Source organism: Devosia neptuniae, assembly GCF_025452235.1.
Taxonomy (GTDB): Bacteria; Pseudomonadota; Alphaproteobacteria; order Rhizobiales; family Devosiaceae; genus Devosia.
Window position 1 is genome coordinate 3,501,706 of record NZ_CP104965.1, and the last position, 18,764, is coordinate 3,520,469.

Here is an 18,764-nt window from a genome sequence, read left to right on the forward strand (position 1 = left end):
AGTTGAGGCCATTGTCGGTGGCAGAACTGCCGAGGCTCTGTCTCACACTATGGGAACACCCTGAGTGCATCGAATACGCTGTTTGCAACATACGTGCCCGTTAATGCCGAGACGATTCGTTCCGTCATCGAGGCGCGCAGGCGGGGCCGGACCAAACTGCGGCAACAGAACGCATCACGACCAAAAGTGGGAACACGCCGCGGAAACGAGTGGGAACTGGCCATCAAGACCGGCGCCACCATTCCAAAGTCTTCAATCAATTGAAGGGGAAAGGTGGCGCGAGAGACGGGGCTCGAACCCGCGACCTCCGGCGTGACAGGCCGGCGCTCTAACCAACTGAGCTACTCCCGCAGCGGCAAACTCGACTTGTCTGCGCAACGTGGGGTCGATGTACCCAGCCCCCCATGTGAAGTCAAGCGGCGAAAACCGCCTTTCTTGAAGAAGTTTCAGTGGCCTGTGGGAAACTTTCGAACCGGGGCGTTTCGCGGCCATGCCAGGCTTTCCCCGCTACCTATGGCCTTGGCAGTACTAATTATTAACGCCACGCAAACTCCAGGTAGTCACTCACGCGGAAGTGAGCTTATGATGGTTGCTGCGAGACGATTCAAAGTTGTCGGTGTCAAAACCGTGGAGGCCAACATTGTTTTTTAAGCCGAACTCCAAGCGCCAACTCATTGTATTTTCAACAATTTCTAGCTCACTATTGTTGGGCAGCGCGGGCAGCGCCACGGCAGCCTGCGTATTTGTCGTCACAGCGGGAGACGACACCTATGTGTGCGACTCGGGCACCTCTGCCGGCTTCTTCGATCCCGGTGGCAATAATAGTTTGACGCTGCCCGCCGGCGGCACTGGCGTCATTACCAGTACGGTTTCCTTCGGTGCGGGCGCCGACTCGGTGACGATCCGCTCGGGCACGACCGCGAGCATCGAACAGGGCAGCGGCATTGACCATTTTGAAATGAGCGGCGGCACCGTTGCCGCCCTGCAGCAAGGCGATGGCTACGACACTTTCCTGATGACCGGCGGCACGATCACGGGCGCTTTTGTCGACGGCGACTACGCCGAGCAGAGCGGCGGCACCATTGGCCGTGTCGACATGAAGCTTGCTGACAATTTCTATTATCTCAGCGGCGGGCAGATTCTGGGCAATCTGGTCACCGGCTTTGGCCTCGACACCATCGTGGTGTCCGGCGGCGCCATTGGCGGCAATATCAGCACCAGCGGCGGCAATGACGTGATCCGAGTGTCGGGCGGCTCCATTGAGGGAGAGATTCGCGCCAGTTTCGGCAATGATACCTTCGACTGGACCGGCGGCGCTATTTTCAACAACGTATTGATGGGCGCCGATTCCGATGTGGCGACGCTTGGCAATCTGAGCGCGGCCACCATTGCGGCTGCCGGCAACATCGATGGCGGCGAAGGCGCCGCAGCCGGCGCACCTGTCGCCAGCGACACTCTGAAATTCGAGAACAGCTCCGCCATCAATGACGGTCAGTTCATCAATTGGGAGACCATCCAGCTCAACAATGGCTCGCGCCTTAGCCTGAGCGACAATCTGGTGCTCGGCGATGCGACCAGCCTGACCGGCCGGCTCGATATCGATTCGAGCAGCTATCTGATTGCCAGCGGCGCCGCCAATATCGCCCCTGCCGTGGCGGGTTCGCTGGTTCAGGTCAACAATGCCGGCGTCATCCAGATGACGCAGCTTGGCGCGCCGAACCCGACCGATACCCTGACGATCCAGGGCAATTACACCGGCATCGGCGGCTCGGTACTACTCGACACCTATCTGGGTGTGGATGGGGCGCCCTCGGACAAGCTCATCATCTCCGGTGGGCTGGCTAATGGCCTTACCGGTATTGGCATCGTCAATGCCGGTGGCCCCGGTGGCGGCACCACGGGCAGCGGCATCATGGTCGTGCAGGCGACGAATGGCGGCAGCACAGCCGTCAACGCTTTCGTGCTCGACCGCGCTGTTGCCGCGGGCGCCTACGAATATTTCCTGTTCCGCGGTGGCGTTGCGGCAGGCGAAGAGCAGAACTGGTATCTGCGCTCGCAGCTGCTGCCCGTCCCGGTCCCCCTCCTCCGCCGCCTGAGCCCGTGGCGCCCGTAGCGCCCGGCGCGATCAACCCAGGCGAGACCCCGGTAGCCCCTGTGCTGCCCACGGCCCCGGTCGATCCGGCGCCGGATCCGGAAGCTCCCGCCGTGGTGCCGCCGCCTGCGGCCACACCCGAGCCTTTGCCAACAGCGCCTGAGGACGGCCCGCTGCCTCCGGGCTCGCCGCCACCGGCAACGCCGACAATGCCGGCTCTGACGTCGGCAGGATACGCCATCGTTGCACCGACCAGCCACGCGACCTTGCCGGATGCCTCGCTGCTCCTGGCGGGTGGTGTCGTGCCGCTCTACCGCATCGAGGCGGCCAATTACGCGGCGCTGCAGCCCTCGGCCTATCTGCTGGCGATCGAATCGCTGTCCACCTTCCATAATCGCCGCGGCGAGCAGGCCTATCTGCCCAATGCCGATACCGAAAAGCGCAATGCCTGGTTCCGCGCGCTGGGCAGCTCGCTGACAGCCGGTTGGTCGGGCACCGTGGCGCCGAGCTTCGATGGCACCATTGGCGGCTTCCAGGCCGGCACCGATCTCTATTCTGTCGTCGGCGAGGATGGCTCGACCACACAGGCCGGCGTCTTTGCGGGTTATTCGCATATGAGCGGGGATCTGCGGGGCTTTGCCCTGGGCTGGGCCAATTACGATACGGGCACGCTGGGCCTGGGGGCCGCATCGGTCGGCGCCTATGCCACCCGTGTCAATGAAAACGGCTTCTACCTCGATGGCGTGCTGATGGCGTCCTATTATACCGGCGACGTCACCTCGACGCGCGGCGTGGGCATCGATGTCGATGGCTACGGTCTCACCGGATCCATCGAGGCGGGCTACCCCATTGCCCTGGGCGGCGGCTGGGCTATCGAGCCGCAGGCGCAGGCCATCGTGCACTATGCCAATTTTGGCGATGCCAGCGATCCGTTCGCCGATATCAGCTTTGACAGCAGCACCATGCTGACGGGGCGGCTCGGCGCACGGCTCTATAACCGCATCGAGACCGAGAACGGCTTCATCCAGCCCGAACTGACCGCCAATCTCTGGCAGAACCTGGGTGATTTCACCACGCGGCTCGACAATGACGTGCTGACCACCTCGGGTGATTCGACCGTGCTTGAAATCGGCGCCGGGGTGACCGGCGAGCTCAACGACAAGTTCAGCTATTTCGCCAATGCCAGCTATTCGTTCGATGTGGCCGGCGGCGATCGCTCCGGCGTCACCGCACGGGTCGGGCTGCAACTGAAATGGTAAGGGGAATGGTGGGCGATGACGGACTCGAACCGCCGACATCCTCGGTGTAAACGAGGCGCTCTACCAACTGAGCTAATCGCCCGCTGGCCCACTGGGCCGGCGTAAGGCGCCCTGATTAGGGCGGGATGTGCCGCCCGTCAACTGGCAGCAGCAAAAGAATTGGCCCCGGCGCAATGCGCACGGGGCCGATCACTAAAGCGAACTTTCGTTCTTATTAGTTGATCGCGTCCTTCAGGCCCTTGCCGGGCTTGAACTTGGCCTGGTTGGAGGCCGGGATGCTGATCTCTGCACCGGTCGCAGGGTTGCGGCCCGTGGATGCCTTGCGCTGCGACACCGCAAAGGTGCCGAAGCCGACGAGGCGGACTTCTTCGCCAGCCTTGAGCGAGCCGGTGATTGCCTCGAACACTGCGTCAACCGCTTCGGCGGCCTGTGCCTTGGTGATCGTCGCCTTGTCGGCAACAACGCCAACCAGATCGTTTTTGTTCATAGCGTTTCCTCACAGTGAATGCCCGCCCTCTGTGGCGAACCAATCGCCGCAACCCTTTTGCGATTCTGCATGAAAGGCAAGGAATTCCGGGCGTTTTGACGTGCCAGACGGTGCAAAACCGTTATTGGACCGGAAAAACCGCCCCGGCAAGTCCGGTTTACCCGGTTTTGCCCCGTTTTCCGGGCTTTGCCGGAGGTTTTCCGCCCTATTCCGCGCTTAGTGGAACCGGCCGGTGCGTGCGCCGGATTCCCAGCATCAATGGCAGTGCCAACAGATAGATGCCCGCCCCGACAATCCAGGTGAGGCCGGGCCAGCCGCCGCGCAGCTGGAAATAGACGAAGCTGAAAAACAGCGGGCCGAATACCGCAGCCAGGCTCACCAGGCTCGCCAGCACGCCCTGCAACTGCCCCTGCTTGTCCGGGCCGACCTGGGTCGTGGCCAGCGATTGCAGCGCCGGCATGCCGATGCCGCCCAGCGCAAAGAGCGGCGCCAGGGCGAAGAGCACCCAGCCCTGGGTGGCCATGCCCAGAATCACCAGCGCCGTCAGCTCGCATGCCATGCCGACCACCAGCGCCCAGCGCTCGCCTAGGCGAGCCACTGCCGGGCCGGTGAGGAAGGCCTGTGCGCCGGCGTGGAACACGCCGAACGCACCCAGGGACAGGCCGATCATCATGCCGTTCCACTTGAAGCTGTCCTCGCCGAACAGCGCCCAGATCGTGCCGTACATGGTGCCGACGAAATTCATGATGACGAAGATGGCCATCAGCGGAATCAGTGCCTTGAAGGTCAGCGCCCATTTCAGCGGCTTGAATGGATTGAGTGTGTCGAGATCGAACCTGGCGCCGGGCGTGCCATGGCGCGATTCGGGCAACACGAACAGCGCCAGCGCGAAGTTCACCCCATTCAGCAGCGCTGCCGCAATGAAGGGCGCCCGCACCCAGAAATCGCCGAGTACGCCACCTAGCACCGGACCGATGATGAAGCCGATGCCGAACATGGCGTGGAATAGGCCAAACCGCCTGGCGCGCTCCTCTTCGCTGGAAATGTCGGTGATATAGGCGGTCGCCACGGCCATATTGGCGCTGGTAATGCCCGAAATGGCCCGCCCCAGGACCAGCATCCACAGCTGCGGCGCGAAGGCCATGATCAGATAATCGATCGCGGCGCCGGCCAGAGAGACCAGCAGGACCGGGCGGCGACCAAAGCGGTCGCTCAATACGCCCAGGACCGGCGAAAACAGGAACTGGCACGCCGCATAAAGCGCCAGCATCAAGCCAAGCAGCGTCGCCACCTCGTTGACGTGGCCGACATCGCGCAGCAGCGCCGGCAGGATCGGGAAAATCAGCCCGATGCCGACCGCATCCAAAGTGACGGCGGCAAGAATGACGACGAGTGCCTTGTTCAAGGTCTTGGCTCCATGGCTTCACCCACCGCGCCGGGACCATAGCGTCCGGCCCTCCGGGCAGGCACATTGATGTAACTGCTTCACAAGGACGTTACAAGAGCGCGTACATGCTTTGTTCTTGGGTGTCCGAGCGGCCAGCAGTTCTGCGCGTCCGTGCTGACAGAGTTTGGCAGCAGCAAAGCCCGCCACTTCATGCGCGGTGGCGCCCACCCCTCTTGTGCGCGGATGCCAGGCGCAGCAATTGCTGGAACTTGGGACATGCCATGTGGTTCTCCGCCGGGCACTCGGCGACGTGCCGCAGCGCATCCCTCAGAGTTGCCAGGCCACGGATCTGCACGTCGATAGCGTCGGCGCGCTGCTGCAGCTCCGCGCGCGGCAGCTCTGGAGCGCCATTGGCGTTGAACATGCCCTTGATCTCATCAAGCGAGAAGCCGGCCGCTTTCCCCAGGGCAATCAACGACAGTTGCGTTACGGTTTCCGGCTCGTACTGGCGACGCAGGCCGCGCCGCGACACCGGCGCGATGAGGCCGACTTCCTCGTAATAGCGGAGGGCCGAGGCCGGCACGCCGCTGCGTTCCGACAAAACGCCGATGTCGAGCAGTTTCACTCTTGACCTCAAGTTGACTTGAAGTGGGATTGTAGCGCCCGCTTCACCCTGCCTCAAGAGGAACCTATGCAATCCGGGCCCCACCGAACCGCTACACCTGCCACGCTGATCACCCTGGCCGGCGCTACATTGCTCGCGTCGCTGGGCATCAGCATCGCCACGATTGCCTTGCCGACGCTGGCGCTGAGCTTCCCGTCCACCCTGGCGGAGCTGCAATGGGTAATCCTGGCCTACCTGCTCTCGATGACGGTGACGATCGTGTCTGCCGGCCGCTTCGGTGACTTGTATGGTCACCGTCGTGTGCTGCTGGCGGGCATGGCGGTGTTCGCTCTTGCGTCGGCGCTGTGTGCCGCCAGTCCGAACCTGGGGCTGCTGATCGCGGCGCGTGCCCTGCAGGGCGTGGGCGGCGCCATCATCACCGCCTTGCCGATGTCCATTGCGCGCGACGTGGTGCGCGAAGATCGCATGGGCGCGGCCATGGGGCTGCTGGCCGCCATGTCGGCGGTCGGTACGGCCCTTGGCCCCTCGCTGGGCGGCATAGTGATGGCCAGCCTTGGCTGGCAGGCAGCATTTGGCCTGTTAGGGCTGGGGGGCGCGGCGATCCTGCTCCTGGCGCTGCGGGCGCTGCCGGCAAGCCTGCCTCCCATGCCAAGGCCGCAGATGGACTGGGCCGGCGCCATGCTCCTGAGCTTGACGCTGGGGCTTTATGCTCTTGCCGCTACCGGAGCGGGTCTTGCCGCACCATGGAATGGCGCTGTCCTGCTGGTGCCCGCAGCCGTGGCATTGTTCGCCTTTATCCGCGTTCAGCAGCGCTCGCCTCATCCCCTGGTGCCGCTGGCGCTGTTGCGTGATCGGGCGATCGGGGTTGGTCTGGGCATGAACGTGCTGTTGGGCACCGTCATGATGTCCACTCTCGTGGTCGGGCCGTTCTTTTTGAGCTTCGCGCTGGGATTGGATGGAACACTGACCGGCCTGGTCATGGCCGTGGGCCCGGCGACTGCAGCGCTTGCCGGCGCTCCGGCGGGGCGCATCGTTGACCGGCTGGGCACCGGGCGCGGGCTGCTGCTCGGGCTCGCCGAGACGATTGTGGGCTTTCTGCTGCTTGCTTTCCTGCCGCGATGGACGGGCATGGCGGGCTATGTCGGCGCGTTGATCGTGTTGACGCCCGGCTTCCAGCTGTTTCTGGCGGCAAACAATGCCGCGGTCATGGTTGCGGCGCCCGCTGCCCAGCGCGGTGTATTGTCGGGGCTGCTTGGCCTGTCCCGCAATTTGGGCCTGTTGACCGGCGCGTCGCTGATGGCGACGATATTCACCGCCCTGGTGGGCACCGGCCAGATCGCGCAGGCAGCGCCCGCCAGCATCGGCACGGCCTTCACGGCGAGTTTCCTTATTTCTGCGGGCCTCGTAGCGCTGGCCATGGCATTGGCGCTGCTCGGCCGGCGCCGCGTTGCAGTTGCTTCGTAAGCAATAAAAAACGGCGGCCCTCGCGGACCGCCGTTCATTTTTATCGCTCGCGAACCGCTTAGTGCGGCAGGCCGGTCGTTGCGTCTTCCACGGCTTCCACCGTGGTCGAGACGGCGGGAGTGGCCTCATCGAAGTTCCACTCGATCGGCTCTGGCTGGCGCACCAGGGCGCGCTTGATCACCTGGTCCATCTTGGAGACCGGCACGATTTCCATGCCTTCCTTGACGATGTCCGGGATCTCGGCGAGATCGCGCACATTTTCTTCGGGGATCAGCACAGTCTTGATGCCACCACGGAGGGCCGCAAGCAGCTTCTCCTTGAGGCCGCCGATGGGCAGCACCCTGCCACGCAACGTGATCTCGCCAGTCATGGCGACATCGTTGCGCACCGGAATGCCTGTCATCACCGAGACGATGGCAGTGGCCAGACCGATACCAGCCGACGGGCCATCCTTGGGGGTGGCGCCTTCGGGCAGGTGGACGTGGATGTCACGCGTGTCGAACATTGGCGGCTTGATGCCGAAATCGATCGAGCGAGACCGCACATAAGCGGTCGCAGCCGTCAGCGATTCCTTCATCACTTCCTTGATGTTGCCGGTGACCGTCATGCGGCCCTTGCCCGGCGTCATCACGCCTTCGATGGTCAACAGCTCGCCACCAACAGAGGTCCAAGCCAGACCGGTCACCAGACCAACCTGGGATTCCGCCTCGATCTCGCCGTGCTTGTAGATATCGGCGCCGAGATACTTGGTCAGCTTGTCTTCGTCGATAACAATCGACTTGACCTTGGTCTTGACGATCTCGGCCACGGCCTTGCGCATCAGCTTGCTGATTTCGCGCTTGAGGTTACGCACGCCCGCTTCACGGGTGTAGCGCTGGATCAAGGCGGTCAGCATCTCGTCGCTCAGCTCGAACTCGCCATGGGCAAGCCCGTTTTCCTTGAGCGTCTCCGGGATCAGGTGCTGCTTGGCGATCGCATGCTTCTCCTGCTCGGTGTAACCCGAGAGGCGAATGATCTCCATGCGGTCCATCAGCGGGCCGGGGATGTTCAGGGTGTTCGACGTCGTCACGAACATCACGTCAGAGAGGTCATAATCGACTTCGAGATAGTGATCGGCAAAGGTGTGGTTCTGCTCCGGGTCGAGCACTTCAAGAAGTGCCGAGCTCGGATCGCCACGGAAGTCCTGGCCCATCTTATCGATTTCATCGAGCAGGAAGAGCGGGTTGGACTTGCCCACCTTCTTGAGCGACTGGATCACCTTGCCAGGCATGGAGCCGATATAGGTGCGGCGGTGACCGCGGATTTCGGCTTCGTCCCGAACCCCGCCCAGCGCCATGCGCACGAACTCACGGCCGGTCGCCTTGGCGATCGACTTGCCGAGCGAGGTCTTGCCGACACCCGGAGGGCCGACGAGGCACAGGATCGGGCCCTTCAGCGAGCCGGTACGGCCCTGCACAGCCAGATATTCAAGGATGCGTTCCTTGACCTTCTCGAGGCCATAGTGATCCTCGTCCAGAACCTTTTCGGCCAGGGCCAGGTCACGCTTGACCTTGCTCTTCTTGCCCCAGGGCAGGCCGAGCAATGTATCGAGATAGTTCCGAACCACAGTGGCTTCCGCCGACATCGGGCTCATGGTCTTGAGCTTCTTGAGTTCGCCTTCGGCCTTGAGCTTGGCTTCCTTGGACAGCTTGGTCTTGGCGATGCGCTCCTCGATCTCTGCGATCTCGTTGGAGCCTTCTTCGCCGTCGCCCAGTTCCTTCTGGATCGCCTTCATCTGCTCGTTGAGGTAGTACTCGCGCTGCGTCTTCTCCATCTGCCGCTTGACGCGGCTGCGGATGCGCTTTTCCACCTGCAGAACGCCGATTTCGCCTTCCATCAGGCCAAGAATCTTCTGGAAGCGCTCGATGACCGAAACGGTCGAGAGCAAATCTTCCTTCTCGTTGATCTTGATGACCAGGTGGCTGGCAATGGTGTCAGCAAGCTTGGAGTGGTTCTCGATCTGCCCAACGGCAGCGACAACCTCGGCCGAGATCTTCTTGTTGAGCTTCACATAGCTCTCGAACTCGGTCTGGGCCGAACGCGCCATGGCCTCGACCTCGGTCGGATCTTCGACCGGCTCGGGCAGCACGGAGGCTTCAGCTTCAAAATAGTCCACGGTCTGCAAATAGCGATCGATGGTCGCGCGGTTCAGGCCCTCAACCAGCACCTTGACGGTGCCGTCGGGGAGCTTGAGCAATTGCAGCACGGTGGCAATGGTGCCGGTCTCGAAAATCTGGTCCGGGGTCGGATCATCGTCCTGCGCATTCTTCTGGGTCACCACCAGAATGTGCTTGTCGTCACGCATGACTTCTTCGAGCGCCTTGACCGATTTCTCGCGGCCGACGAACAGCGGCACGATCATGCCGGGGAAAACGACGATGTCGCGCAGGGGCAGAACTGGGTACACCCGGTCCCGGCTCGCATCGCCAGTGGCGGGATTGACGTCCGTCATCTCGTATCCTTTCCGGGGCGCGCGGGAGGAAGGAGAGGATGCGCGCCCGTTATAGACAGCTCCAACATCGATGTTGGGCTGATTCCCGTTAATAAATAGGTTCGCCTATGGAGGCCGCAAGTCAACCTTTGCAGAAATGTCACGGTTAACTTGTGAACGCACAGGAGATATGCGGCCGGCCCCGGAAACACCGGTGTGCCTTGGCTGCAAGGTGGGTGTGGGAAGACCTTTCCCTATATATACCCATCCTCGGTGCCATTCCGGCGCAGGTCGGAATCCGTACTGAAGATCATCCCACGCTGGATGTGCGCAGGACACTACGGACCTGGATCCGGAATGACGCCGAGGTTGTTTAGTTGCGGTGGCATGACCACCTTGCCCCTTCCCCATATCGGCACCATGATCCATCCAAACAAGGACCCTACCCTATGACCACACGCCCGCGCCGCATCGATCTTCTGGGCATAGCCACGGCCGCAGGCGCTTCGGTGCGCGGGGCCGGCATGGGACCTGAGGCCTTGCGGGTGGCCGGGCTGATTGAGGCGCTCGTGGATCTGGGCCATGAAGTGGCCGATTTCGGCGACCTGCGCCGTCCGCATACCCTCCCCGGCACCAGCCCTGCCAGCTGGCGCCTGCCGGACGAGCGGCGGGCCGACGTGCTCGACCTGGCCGCCCGCTCCAGCGACCAAGGACTCGATATTCTCAAGGCCGGTCACTTTCCGGTGTTCCTGGGCGGCGATCACTCGATTGCCATGGGCACCGTGTCCGCTGTGGCGCGCCATTGCGCGGATAGCGGCAAGCCGGTCTTTGTGTTGTGGATCGATGCCCACGCCGATTTCAACACGCCCGTTACCTCCCCCAGCGGCAATCTGCATGGCATGCCGCTCGCACTGCTCTGCGGCGAGCCAGAATTCGACGCGGAGTATCGCGGGCCTTGGCTGGGCCGGATCGATCCGAAAAACGTCGCGGTGATCGGCGCCCGCTCCATCGATCGCGAGGAACGCCGGCTACTGGCGGCGCGGGGTGTCGACACCATCGACATGCGGCGGATCGACGAAATGGGCGTGGTCGCGCTGATGCGCGGTTTCCTCGACAAGGTGAAGGCCGCTGGCGGGCATTTGCACGTCAGCCTTGATGTCGACGCCATGGACCCATCCATCGCCCCAGGCGGTGGCACGCTGGTCCCCGGCGGGCTCAGCTATCGCGAGGCGCACCTGATCATGGAGATGCTGCACGATAGCGGCACTGTAGGCTCGCTGGACGTGGTGGAACTCAATCCCTTCCTCGACCATGGCGGCAAGAGCGCAACCCTGCTGGTGGACCTCGTAGCGAGCCTGTTCGGCCGGCAGATCATGGGTGAGGAGCCGGGGCCGGTAGCATTCGTCACCGAGGGCGAGATCGAGGGGTAAGCCCCAAACAAAAACGCCGGGCTCAGCGCCCGGCGTTTTCAATTCAGACTGGAAAAACTCACGCCGTCGCGGGCGCTTCGTCCTTCTTGCGCTCGGAATAGATGTAGAGCGGGCGGACGTCCTTGCCGCGCACAACATCTTCCGAAATCACCACTTCTTCCACGCCTTCGAGCGAAGGCAGGTCGTACATGGTGTCGAGCAGAATGGCTTCCATGATCGAGCGCAGGCCGCGGGCGCCGGTCTTGCGCTCGATTGCCTTCTCGGCGATGGCCTTGAGGGCATCCTCGTGGAAGGTCAGCTCGACCTCTTCCATCTGGAACAAGCGCTGATACTGGCGGACCAGGGCGTTCTTGGGCGCGGTCAGGATTTCGATCAGGGCGGCGATGTCGAGGTCTTCGAGAGTCGCCAGCACCGGCAGACGGCCGATGAATTCGGGGATCAGCCCGAACCGCACCAGATCTTCCGGAGCCACATCAGCAAGAACCTGGCCGACGCGACGGTCATTGGGGTCCTTGACGGTGGCCGCAAAGCCGATGCCCGAGCCTTCGCCACGTGCCGAGATGATCTTCTCGAGCCCGGCAAAGGCGCCGCCGCAGATGAACAGGATATTGGTCGTGTCCACCTGCAGGAATTCCTGCTGCGGATGCTTGCGGCCGCCCTGAGGCGGAACCGAAGCCACGGTGCCTTCCATGATCTTCAGCAGTGCCTGCTGCACGCCTTCACCCGAAACGTCACGGGTGATGGACGGATTGTCGGACTTGCGGCTGATCTTGTCGACTTCGTCGATATAGACGATGCCGCGCTGCGCCTTTTCGACATTGTAGTCGGCCGACTGCAGCAGCTTGAGGATGATGTTCTCGACGTCCTCGCCGACATAGCCCGCCTCGGTCAACGTGGTCGCGTCGGCCATGGTGAAGGGTACGTCGAGGATGCGCGCCAGCGTCTGGGCCAGCAGGGTCTTGCCAGAACCGGTCGGTCCGATCAGCAGGATGTTCGACTTGGAAAGCTCGATATCCTGGTTCTTGCTGGAATGGTGCAGGCGCTTGTAGTGATTGTGGACGGCCACGGAGAGCACGCGCTTGGCGCGATACTGGCCGATGACGTAGTCGTCGAGCACCTTGCAGATTTCTGCGGGTGTCGGCACGCCATCGGAGGACTTGACCATGGAGGTCTTGTTCTCTTCGCGGATGATGTCCATGCAGAGCTCGACGCATTCATCGCAGATGAACACGGTCGGCCCGGCGATCAGCTTGCGAACCTCATGCTGGGATTTCCCGCAGAACGAGCAGTAAAGCGTGTTCTTGGAGGATTCGCCGTTCGTTGTCTCTTTGGACATCTAGTTACTCCCGGGGGCGCGAAACCCCCAAAATTCAGCGGTACCAACGACGGTAACGCCCGAGGCCTAAAGAAAGTCTAAGCCGAACCGACCTTAAAGGCCGATCCGGCTGTGTGCAATTGCACTCACGTCACAGTCAACGCAGTGTCACCAAACGCTGTTAACAGCGGGAACTCAGCTGCCTTCCGGAACGGCGCGCTTTTCAAACACGCTATCGATGAGGCCAAAGGTCTTGGCTTCTTCGGGGCTGAGGAAGCGATCGCGCTCCAGAGCGCTCTCCACTTCTTCGTAAGTGCGGCCGGTGTGCTTCTCATAAATCTGATTAAGACGACGCTTCAAGCCCTCGACTTCCTTGGCATGAATCATGATGTCGGTAACCTGACCCTGATAGCCGCCGGAAGGCTGGTGGACCATGATGCGCGAGTTCGGCAGGCTGGTACGCATACCCGCTTCACCGGCTGCGAGCAGGAGCGAACCCATGGACGCGGCCTGCCCCATCACCATGGTGGCGACGGCCGGACGGATGAACTGCATGGTGTCGTAGATCGACAGGCCAGCCGTCACCACGCCGCCAGGCGAATTGATATAGAGCGCGATTTCCTTTTTCGGGTTCTCTGATTCGAGGAACAAAAGCTGGGCCACGATCAGGCTCGCCATGTTGTCCTCGACCACGCCGGTCACGAAAATGATGCGCTCGCGCAGGAGGCGCGAATAGATATCGAAGGCGCGCTCGCCTCGATTGGACTGCTCGACCACCATGGGAACGAGCGTATTCATGTAGATATCGTGCGGATCTCGCATGTGATGCCCCTTTGCTGCGCCGGGTCGCGTGGATACCGGGCAAGCCATCTTCGGTTGGAACATTTCTGCCGGACCAGGACATCCAGGGCCTGGCGGAAATGTCGAAATTTCGAATCAGCGCGACTGGCCGATTGCAGACGATGCCGCCTTAATGTGCGGTAAAGCCAGAGATAGGCGGCAATGGGGCGCGCTTCAATAGGGCGCGCCCAGCTTGTGACGGCAAGGTGAATGGGCGGCTAGCGATAAACCTGGCTGCGATGACCGACACCCAGCACTAGGATGACAAGGCGTCCGTCCTGTAGATCGCAGATGATCCGGAAATCTCCGACGCGATAGCGCCAAAGCTCTCCGAGCTTGGAGCCGGCCAATGCCTTGCCCAATTGCCGCGGATTATCGAGGGTCGCGACGCGGTCCCGCAAATAGTTGCGAATTCGCGTGGCATCCTGCCGATCGAGGCGCGCGAATTGCCGGGCGGCATGTTCGTCTACCTCAATCGTCCAGGCCAAGACGCTTGCTCAGTTCATCCAGGCTGGTGGTTTTGTTGTCGCCTGCCGCGCGGCGCTTGAGCACGTCCTCGGCCAGGTACAGGTCCTCGAGATCCTGGACATGCTCCTCCACGGCTTCGCGAATATAGAACGTCGCCGTGCGGCCCGTGCGATTCGCCAAGGACTGCAGCCGATCATAGAGTTCGTCGGGAAGCCGAACGGCCGTTTGCTTGGACATGGCATCTCCGGGGTTGGTATACATGTATACCAACCGATCGACGGCGGCAATATCCCGGACTAAGCCGAGAAACTGACCGCCACGCCCTTCTTCTTGAAATAGGACTGCATGATCTTGCGGCCCTGCCGGTTGGACTGCGCCAGCTTGGCGGGCTCGAACACGGCTTCCTTGGCGCCTTCAGCCGCCATGGCTGCCTTGAGCGCCGCGATATGGGCGTCCAGTTCGTCATTGTTGTTCTTGATCGAGGCGTAGATGTTCTCGATGGCTTGGCTCAGGGTCAGGTCGCTCACGGCAAGGTCCTTGGTCGCTTTTGTGCTTTCAAGACATGATTAGCACCCGCTTGCCAAGCCTTTTCGGCGCATTTTGAGGAGTGGGCAAGCCAAATGGTCGCCCACTCCCGCGGCGTTCCGGGTCTAGGCAGGGTTGAAATCGGGCCGGGCCTGACCTGTTTCGCTGTGACGATGCGCCTCCATCAGCGGCCGGATGACGACCCGGGAATGCGCGGCGATGGGGTCATCAGCGAACAAGGACACGGCCTCGGCCATATCCCTGGCCTCGATCAGCAGGAAGCCGCCGATGACCTCCTTGGCCTCGGCATAGGGGCCGTCCATCACCGACATCGTCATGCGCTGGCGCCGGTCGATACTGGCTTCTCCAGCTTCGGCCAAGGGCGAGGCGATGAGCAGGTGGCCCCCGCTCCGCAGCTTGTGGTCGTGCTCGATAGTGGCGTCGTCGACGCGCCGCATCTCATCCGGGGTGAGATCGGCAAAGGCATCGGGGGCAAAATAGACAAGGCAGAGAAATTTCATGGTCGGTCTCCCGTGGTTGAACATCACCCCGACGAGCGGCAAATCGTCAACTCGACTATTTTTCTGCTTGTTACCGCACGATTGTCAGTCCGTTATGTCGGGCATTGATTTCCCCTACCCGGTTACCGCATTCATGGCCGCCATTGTCCAGCTCAAGCCTGTCGAAAACGTCCCCCAGCATCGTCGAAGCAGTGCCGATCCCCGCGATCCCGCTTTTTACCAGAACCCCTACGCCTTCTATGATCGACTGCATGCGAGCGACCCAACCTTCTTCTGGGACGAATATGGCCATTGGTGCTTCGCCGGCTTCAAGCAGGTCAGCGCCCTGCTGCGCGACAAACGGTTCGGCCGCGAAATCCTGCATGTAGCGACACGCGAAGAGCTCGGGATGCCCGATCCCAAGCTGCATACGCAGGCGTTTGATCTCACCGAGAAATACTCGCTGCTGAACCTGGAGCCGCCCGGTCATACCCGCCTGCGCACCCTGGTCAACCGGGCCTTCGTGTCGCGCCACGTCGAGCAGCTGCGACCCAGAATTATCAAACTGGCCAATGAATTGATCGATGGTTTTGAAGGTCAGGATGAGGTTGATCTGATCAAGGCCTTTGCTGCGCCGATGCCCGCCATCATCATTGCCGAAATGCTGGGTCTTTCCGCCGAGGCGGCGCCGAAACTGCTCAACTGGTCCAACCGCATGGTGGCCATGTATATGTTCGGCGTCAGCCATGACACCGAGCTCGACGCCAATGACGCCGCGCAAGACTTCATGGATTACCTGCAGCTGGCGATTGCCGAGCGCCGCAAGCAGCCACGCGAAGACCTGCTGACCCATATGCTGACCGCCGAGCAGAATGGCGAGCGGCTGAGCGACGAGGAGGTGATGTCGACGGCTATTCTGTTGCTCAATGCCGGGCACGAGGCGACCGTTCACACCACCGGCAACGGCGTGAAATCCGTCCTCGAAAGCGGCATCGATCCGGCGACGCTGTTCACCAGCGACGAGCAGGCTGCGGCGACGGCGGAGGAGTGCCTGCGCTTTGACGCGCCGCTGCATATGTTCACGCGCTATGCACTGAGCGATCTCGAATATGAGGGCATTCAGCTGCGCAAGGGTGACGTGATCGGCCTGATGCTGGGCGCCGCCAACCGGGACCCTGCCCGCTTCGCCAATGCTAATAGCTTCGATCCGTTCCGCACCGATGGCGCCAATGTCAGCTTCGGCGCCGGCATCCATTTCTGCATCGGCGCGCCACTGGCCCGCATCGAGCTGCAGGTCGCGTTCAGCGAATTGTTCCGGCGGCTGCCGAAGCTAAGGATCGCGCAACAGCCGCAGTATAACAATGTCTACCACTTCCACGGCCTGGAAAAGCTGATGGTGCGCTGGCGCTAGGCTAACGCACCAATCGCCTAGTCCACCGCCTCAGCCAATTGCTCAAGCACGGCATGGGTCGCGGTAATCCGCGCCGGAATGGGGAAGTTCTTATTGGCAAGCATGACCACACCGATCTTCCTGTCTGGGACGAACGCCACATAGGCGCCGAAACCGTTGGTGGAGCCGGTCTTGTTGAACAGCGCCGGCCCCTCCGGAGCGGCCGGCGGAACAAGGGCCTCGGCTGGATTTGGCTTCATGGCCATGTCGGACGAGTTCCCCGCCAACAGGCGCTCAAGCGACACCGGGAACGGATACTGCTCCCAGCCTAACCCCTGCACCATCTCCCCGGCCCGGAAATAACCAATATGCGTGCCTTCGACGGCGCGCTGCACCAGCGGCGCCAAGGTGTCGGGCGCAATATTGGCCTCGACGAAGCGCATCATATCGACTGTCGAAGATTTCACTCCATAAGCCTCCGCCGCCAGCCAGCCCGGATTAACGCGTGTGGGCTTGCCGTCCTTGTTATAGCCCCAGGCGTAGCGCGCCATCGCTGCCTCGGGCACCTTGATGTAGCTGTCCTCCAGGCCCAGCTGCGGAAACATCTCGGTTTCCATCAAATGGGCAAAGTCGTCATTCAGTGCCAGCGCGGTGAGATGGCCGAACAGCCCGATACTGGGATTGGAATAGCGCCGTTGCTCGCCCGGCGTAGCGTCGGCCGTCCATTGCTGAAAATAGCTTTCCATCCCGCCGGCCCCATCGGTGAACTGCAATGGCAATCCGCCGGCCGTATAGGTCGCCAGATGCAGCAGGCTCGCCTTGTCGATCGCTGCGCCGTCAAGCTCGGGCAGGTATTTGGATGGGTGATCGTCCAGCGCGAGCCGGTCAAGAGCGTCGGCATAGGCGCCCAGCGTTGCCGTAAAAGTCTTGCTGACCGAACCAAGCTCGAACAGCGTGTTCTCCGTCACCGGCGCCCCCGTATCCTTGGCCGCCACGCCGTAATTGAAGAAATATTGCTGGCCATCGACACTCACGGCGACGGCAATGCCGGGAACGCCGTGCTGCTCAAGCAGCGGCCCGAACGCTGCATCCACTGCCGCCGCGATGGCGGCGGGTGGTTCCGCAGCGAACACGGCGATAGACGAGAGGCAGGTCGTGACGGCGGCCAGCGCGAGAGGCGCGGCTATCCTATTGGTAATAAACAATTTACTTTCTCCCGGACGGACAGATTTGAGCGTCGGGAGCAAGCCGCGCCAATGTGGCGAGACTTAGGGTCGGATGGTTGCCATCCACAATGTCATTCCGGCGCAGGCCGGAATCCATGCTGTGCAATTTCCCCGCGCTGGATGGTGGTGATGGCCACCGGCATCGATCCGGCCCGCGCCAGGACGACGGTGGGGGAGGACGGATACTGGCTATTCTGCCCGGATCAGCAGGGACGAATCCCCGTACGAATAAAACCGATATCCGTTGGCGATGGCATGCTCATAGGCGCGGCGCATCGTGTCCATGCCGGCAAAGGCGCTGACCAGCATGAAGAGCGTGGATTTGGGCAGGTGGAAATTGGTCATCAGCACATCCACGGCGGCAAAGCGGAAGCCGGGGGTGATGAAGATATCGGTGTCGCCGCTGAAAGGGCGCAGCGTGCCGGTGGCGCGGGCGGCGGTTTCGAGCAGGCGCAGGCTCGTAGTGCCGACGGCGACGATGCGCCCGCCCAAGGCTTTTTTGGCCAGGATGCGTTCGACCGTCGCAGAATCGATCTCGCCCCATTCGGCATGCATGACGTGATCGTCGGTGTCGTCCGCCTTCATGGGGAGGAAGGTCCCTGCCCCCACATGCAGCGTCACGCGCTCGATGGTGACGCCTCTGTCGCTCAATTGCTGGAGCAGGCTTTCAGTGAAATGCAGCCCAGCCGTGGGGGCCGCGACGGCGCCGTCTTCGGCGGCATAGACGGTCTGGTAATCGACCTTGTCGCGCTCCTCGATGCTGCGCTTGGCGCCGATATAGGGCGGCAGCGGCATGGCGCCGTGGGCTTTGATGGCTTCGTCGAGCTGGGCGCCGCCGAGATCGAATTCGAGCGTTACCTCGCCAGTATCGCCCTTGCCGGCGACGCGGGCGGTGAGCGCATCGGCCTGGCCATTGCCCAGTTCGAGCTGGTCGAGCACAGCGAGGCGCTTGGCCGGCCGGGCGAAGGCGCGCCAGGTATGGGCGTCAACGCGCTTATGCAGGTTGAAGGACACCGAGGCCCGGTTTTCGCCGCGAATACGGCTGCCGCGCAGCTCGGCGGGTAGCACACGGGTGTCGTTGACCACCAGCACATCGCCGGGATGCAGCAGTGTCAGCAGGTCAGGAATATGGCGATCGCTGAGGCCATGGATTGGATCGACCACCAGCAGGCGCGCACTATCACGCGGCTCGGCCGGATGCAGGGCAATCAGCTGCTCGGGCAGCTCGAAGTCAAAATCAGAAACACGCATGGCGGCTCACTAGCATGAGTGGGCGGGCGGGGGAA

General features: G+C 62.2%; 17 protein-coding genes and 2 tRNA genes. 5 read left to right on the forward strand and 14 right to left on the reverse strand.

Annotated features, from left to right (window positions below; all coding sequences use genetic code 11):
* Positions 1-274: 274 nt before the first annotated feature.
* Positions 275-351, reverse strand: a tRNA-Asp gene (locus tag N8A98_RS19960).
* A 352-nt stretch (positions 352-703) separates the two neighbouring features.
* Here N8A98_RS19960 and N8A98_RS19965 point away from each other — a divergent pair.
* Both N8A98_RS19965 and N8A98_RS19970 read left to right on the forward strand, forming a co-directional pair.
* Positions 704-2,113, forward strand: a complete 1,410-nt coding sequence (locus N8A98_RS19965; RefSeq protein ID WP_262167964.1) for an autotransporter adhesin family protein — start codon at positions 704-706, stop codon at positions 2,111-2,113.
* 41 nt (positions 2,114-2,154) lie between these two features.
* On the forward strand, positions 2,155-3,351 hold the full coding sequence (locus tag N8A98_RS19970; protein WP_262167965.1) for an autotransporter family protein: 1,197 nt from the start codon (positions 2,155-2,157) through the stop codon (positions 3,349-3,351).
* Between the two features lie 6 nt (positions 3,352-3,357).
* Here N8A98_RS19970 and N8A98_RS19975 read toward each other — a convergent pair.
* From N8A98_RS19975 to N8A98_RS19990, 4 genes are all read right to left on the reverse strand, one after another.
* Positions 3,358-3,433: transfer RNA gene (locus N8A98_RS19975), tRNA-Val, on the reverse strand.
* 132 nt (positions 3,434-3,565) lie between these two features.
* Positions 3,566-3,838: an HU family DNA-binding protein gene (locus N8A98_RS19980; protein ID WP_035096919.1), complete on the reverse strand. Its 273-nt coding sequence runs from the start codon at positions 3,836-3,838 to the stop codon at positions 3,566-3,568.
* A gap of 205 nt (positions 3,839-4,043) precedes the next feature.
* Positions 4,044-5,243 carry a Tet(A)/Tet(B)/Tet(C) family tetracycline efflux MFS transporter gene (gene tet, locus N8A98_RS19985; protein WP_262167966.1) on the reverse strand — a complete coding sequence of 400 codons (1,200 nt, stop codon included), beginning with the start codon at positions 5,241-5,243 and terminating at the stop codon, positions 4,044-4,046.
* 190 nt (positions 5,244-5,433) lie between these two features.
* Entirely contained in the window at positions 5,434-5,850 is a 417-nt protein-coding gene (locus N8A98_RS19990; RefSeq protein ID WP_262167968.1) for a helix-turn-helix domain-containing protein, read from the reverse strand.
* A 66-nt stretch (positions 5,851-5,916) separates the two neighbouring features.
* Here N8A98_RS19990 and N8A98_RS19995 point away from each other — a divergent pair, with 66 nt between their 5' ends.
* A complete protein-coding gene (locus N8A98_RS19995; RefSeq protein WP_262167969.1) occupies positions 5,917-7,314 on the forward strand; it encodes an MFS transporter in 1,398 nt (465 codons plus the stop codon).
* 58 nt (positions 7,315-7,372) lie between these two features.
* On the opposite strand, the gene lon is transcribed toward N8A98_RS19995, so the two are convergent.
* Positions 7,373-9,805, reverse strand: a complete 2,433-nt coding sequence (lon, locus tag N8A98_RS20000) for an endopeptidase La (RefSeq protein ID WP_262167972.1) — start codon at positions 9,803-9,805, stop codon at positions 7,373-7,375.
* A 428-nt stretch (positions 9,806-10,233) separates the two neighbouring features.
* Here lon and rocF point away from each other — a divergent pair, with 428 nt between their 5' ends.
* Complete coding sequence (rocF, locus tag N8A98_RS20005) at positions 10,234-11,214, forward strand: arginase (RefSeq protein WP_262167973.1); 981 nt, start codon at positions 10,234-10,236, stop codon at positions 11,212-11,214.
* A 58-nt stretch (positions 11,215-11,272) separates the two neighbouring features.
* Here rocF and clpX read toward each other — a convergent pair whose 3' ends face one another.
* From clpX to N8A98_RS20035, 6 genes are all read right to left on the reverse strand, one after another.
* Positions 11,273-12,550, reverse strand: coding sequence for an ATP-dependent Clp protease ATP-binding subunit ClpX (gene clpX / locus N8A98_RS20010; RefSeq protein ID WP_113120316.1), 1,278 nt, complete (start codon positions 12,548-12,550; stop codon positions 11,273-11,275).
* 174 nt (positions 12,551-12,724) lie between these two features.
* A complete protein-coding gene (locus N8A98_RS20015; RefSeq protein WP_262167975.1) occupies positions 12,725-13,351 on the reverse strand; it encodes an ATP-dependent Clp protease proteolytic subunit in 627 nt (208 codons plus the stop codon).
* 236 nt (positions 13,352-13,587) lie between these two features.
* On the reverse strand, positions 13,588-13,857 hold the full coding sequence (locus tag N8A98_RS20020) for a type II toxin-antitoxin system RelE family toxin (protein WP_113120314.1): 270 nt from the start codon (positions 13,855-13,857) through the stop codon (positions 13,588-13,590).
* On the reverse strand, positions 13,841-14,074 hold the full coding sequence (relB, locus tag N8A98_RS20025; protein ID WP_113120504.1) for a type II toxin-antitoxin system RelB family antitoxin: 234 nt from the start codon (positions 14,072-14,074) through the stop codon (positions 13,841-13,843). The genes N8A98_RS20020 and relB overlap by 17 nt, the downstream gene beginning before the upstream one ends.
* A 59-nt stretch (positions 14,075-14,133) precedes the next feature.
* The gene (locus N8A98_RS20030) at positions 14,134-14,364 is read right to left on the reverse strand and encodes a hypothetical protein (RefSeq protein ID WP_262167977.1); all 231 of its coding nucleotides are present in this window, start codon (positions 14,362-14,364) and stop codon (positions 14,134-14,136) included.
* 123 nt (positions 14,365-14,487) lie between these two features.
* Positions 14,488-14,883, reverse strand: a complete 396-nt coding sequence (locus N8A98_RS20035) for a YciI family protein (protein WP_262167978.1) — start codon at positions 14,881-14,883, stop codon at positions 14,488-14,490.
* A gap of 133 nt (positions 14,884-15,016) precedes the next feature.
* On the opposite strand from N8A98_RS20035, the gene N8A98_RS20040 reads away from it, so the two are divergent.
* Complete coding sequence (locus tag N8A98_RS20040; RefSeq protein ID WP_262167980.1) at positions 15,017-16,273, forward strand: cytochrome P450; 1,257 nt, start codon at positions 15,017-15,019, stop codon at positions 16,271-16,273.
* 17 nt (positions 16,274-16,290) lie between these two features.
* Here N8A98_RS20040 and ampC read toward each other — a convergent pair whose 3' ends face one another.
* The gene (ampC, locus tag N8A98_RS20045; protein ID WP_262167981.1) at positions 16,291-17,457 is read right to left on the reverse strand and encodes a class C beta-lactamase; all 1,167 of its coding nucleotides are present in this window, start codon (positions 17,455-17,457) and stop codon (positions 16,291-16,293) included.
* Positions 17,458-17,667: 210 nt separating this feature from the next.
* Positions 17,668-18,729, reverse strand: coding sequence for a tRNA preQ1(34) S-adenosylmethionine ribosyltransferase-isomerase QueA (queA, locus tag N8A98_RS20050; RefSeq protein ID WP_262167983.1), 1,062 nt, complete (start codon positions 18,727-18,729; stop codon positions 17,668-17,670).
* Positions 18,730-18,764 lie beyond the last annotated feature (35 nt).

Excerpts from the sequence above, each read along its gene's own strand:
- N8A98_RS19980 (WP_035096919.1), bottom strand. The coding sequence starts at position 3,838 with ATGAACAAAAACGATCTGGTTGGCGTTGTTGCCGACAAGGCGACGATC.
- lon (WP_262167972.1), bottom strand. The coding sequence starts at position 9,805 with ATGACGGACGTCAATCCCGCCACTGGCGATGCGAGCCGGGACCGGGTG.
- N8A98_RS20015 (WP_262167975.1), bottom strand. The coding sequence starts at position 13,351 with ATGCGAGATCCGCACGATATCTACATGAATACGCTCGTTCCCATGGTG.
- queA (WP_262167983.1), bottom strand. The coding sequence starts at position 18,729 with ATGCGTGTTTCTGATTTTGACTTCGAGCTGCCCGAGCAGCTGATTGCC.
- N8A98_RS19995 (WP_262167969.1), top strand. The coding sequence starts at position 5,917 with ATGCAATCCGGGCCCCACCGAACCGCTACACCTGCCACGCTGATCACC.
- relB (WP_113120504.1), bottom strand. The coding sequence starts at position 14,074 with ATGTCCAAGCAAACGGCCGTTCGGCTTCCCGACGAACTCTATGATCGG.
- rocF (WP_262167973.1), top strand. The coding sequence starts at position 10,234 with ATGACCACACGCCCGCGCCGCATCGATCTTCTGGGCATAGCCACGGCC.
- N8A98_RS20040 (WP_262167980.1), top strand. The coding sequence starts at position 15,017 with ATGGCCGCCATTGTCCAGCTCAAGCCTGTCGAAAACGTCCCCCAGCAT.
- clpX (WP_113120316.1), bottom strand. The coding sequence starts at position 12,550 with ATGTCCAAAGAGACAACGAACGGCGAATCCTCCAAGAACACGCTTTAC.
- N8A98_RS20035 (WP_262167978.1), bottom strand. The coding sequence starts at position 14,883 with ATGAAATTTCTCTGCCTTGTCTATTTTGCCCCCGATGCCTTTGCCGAT.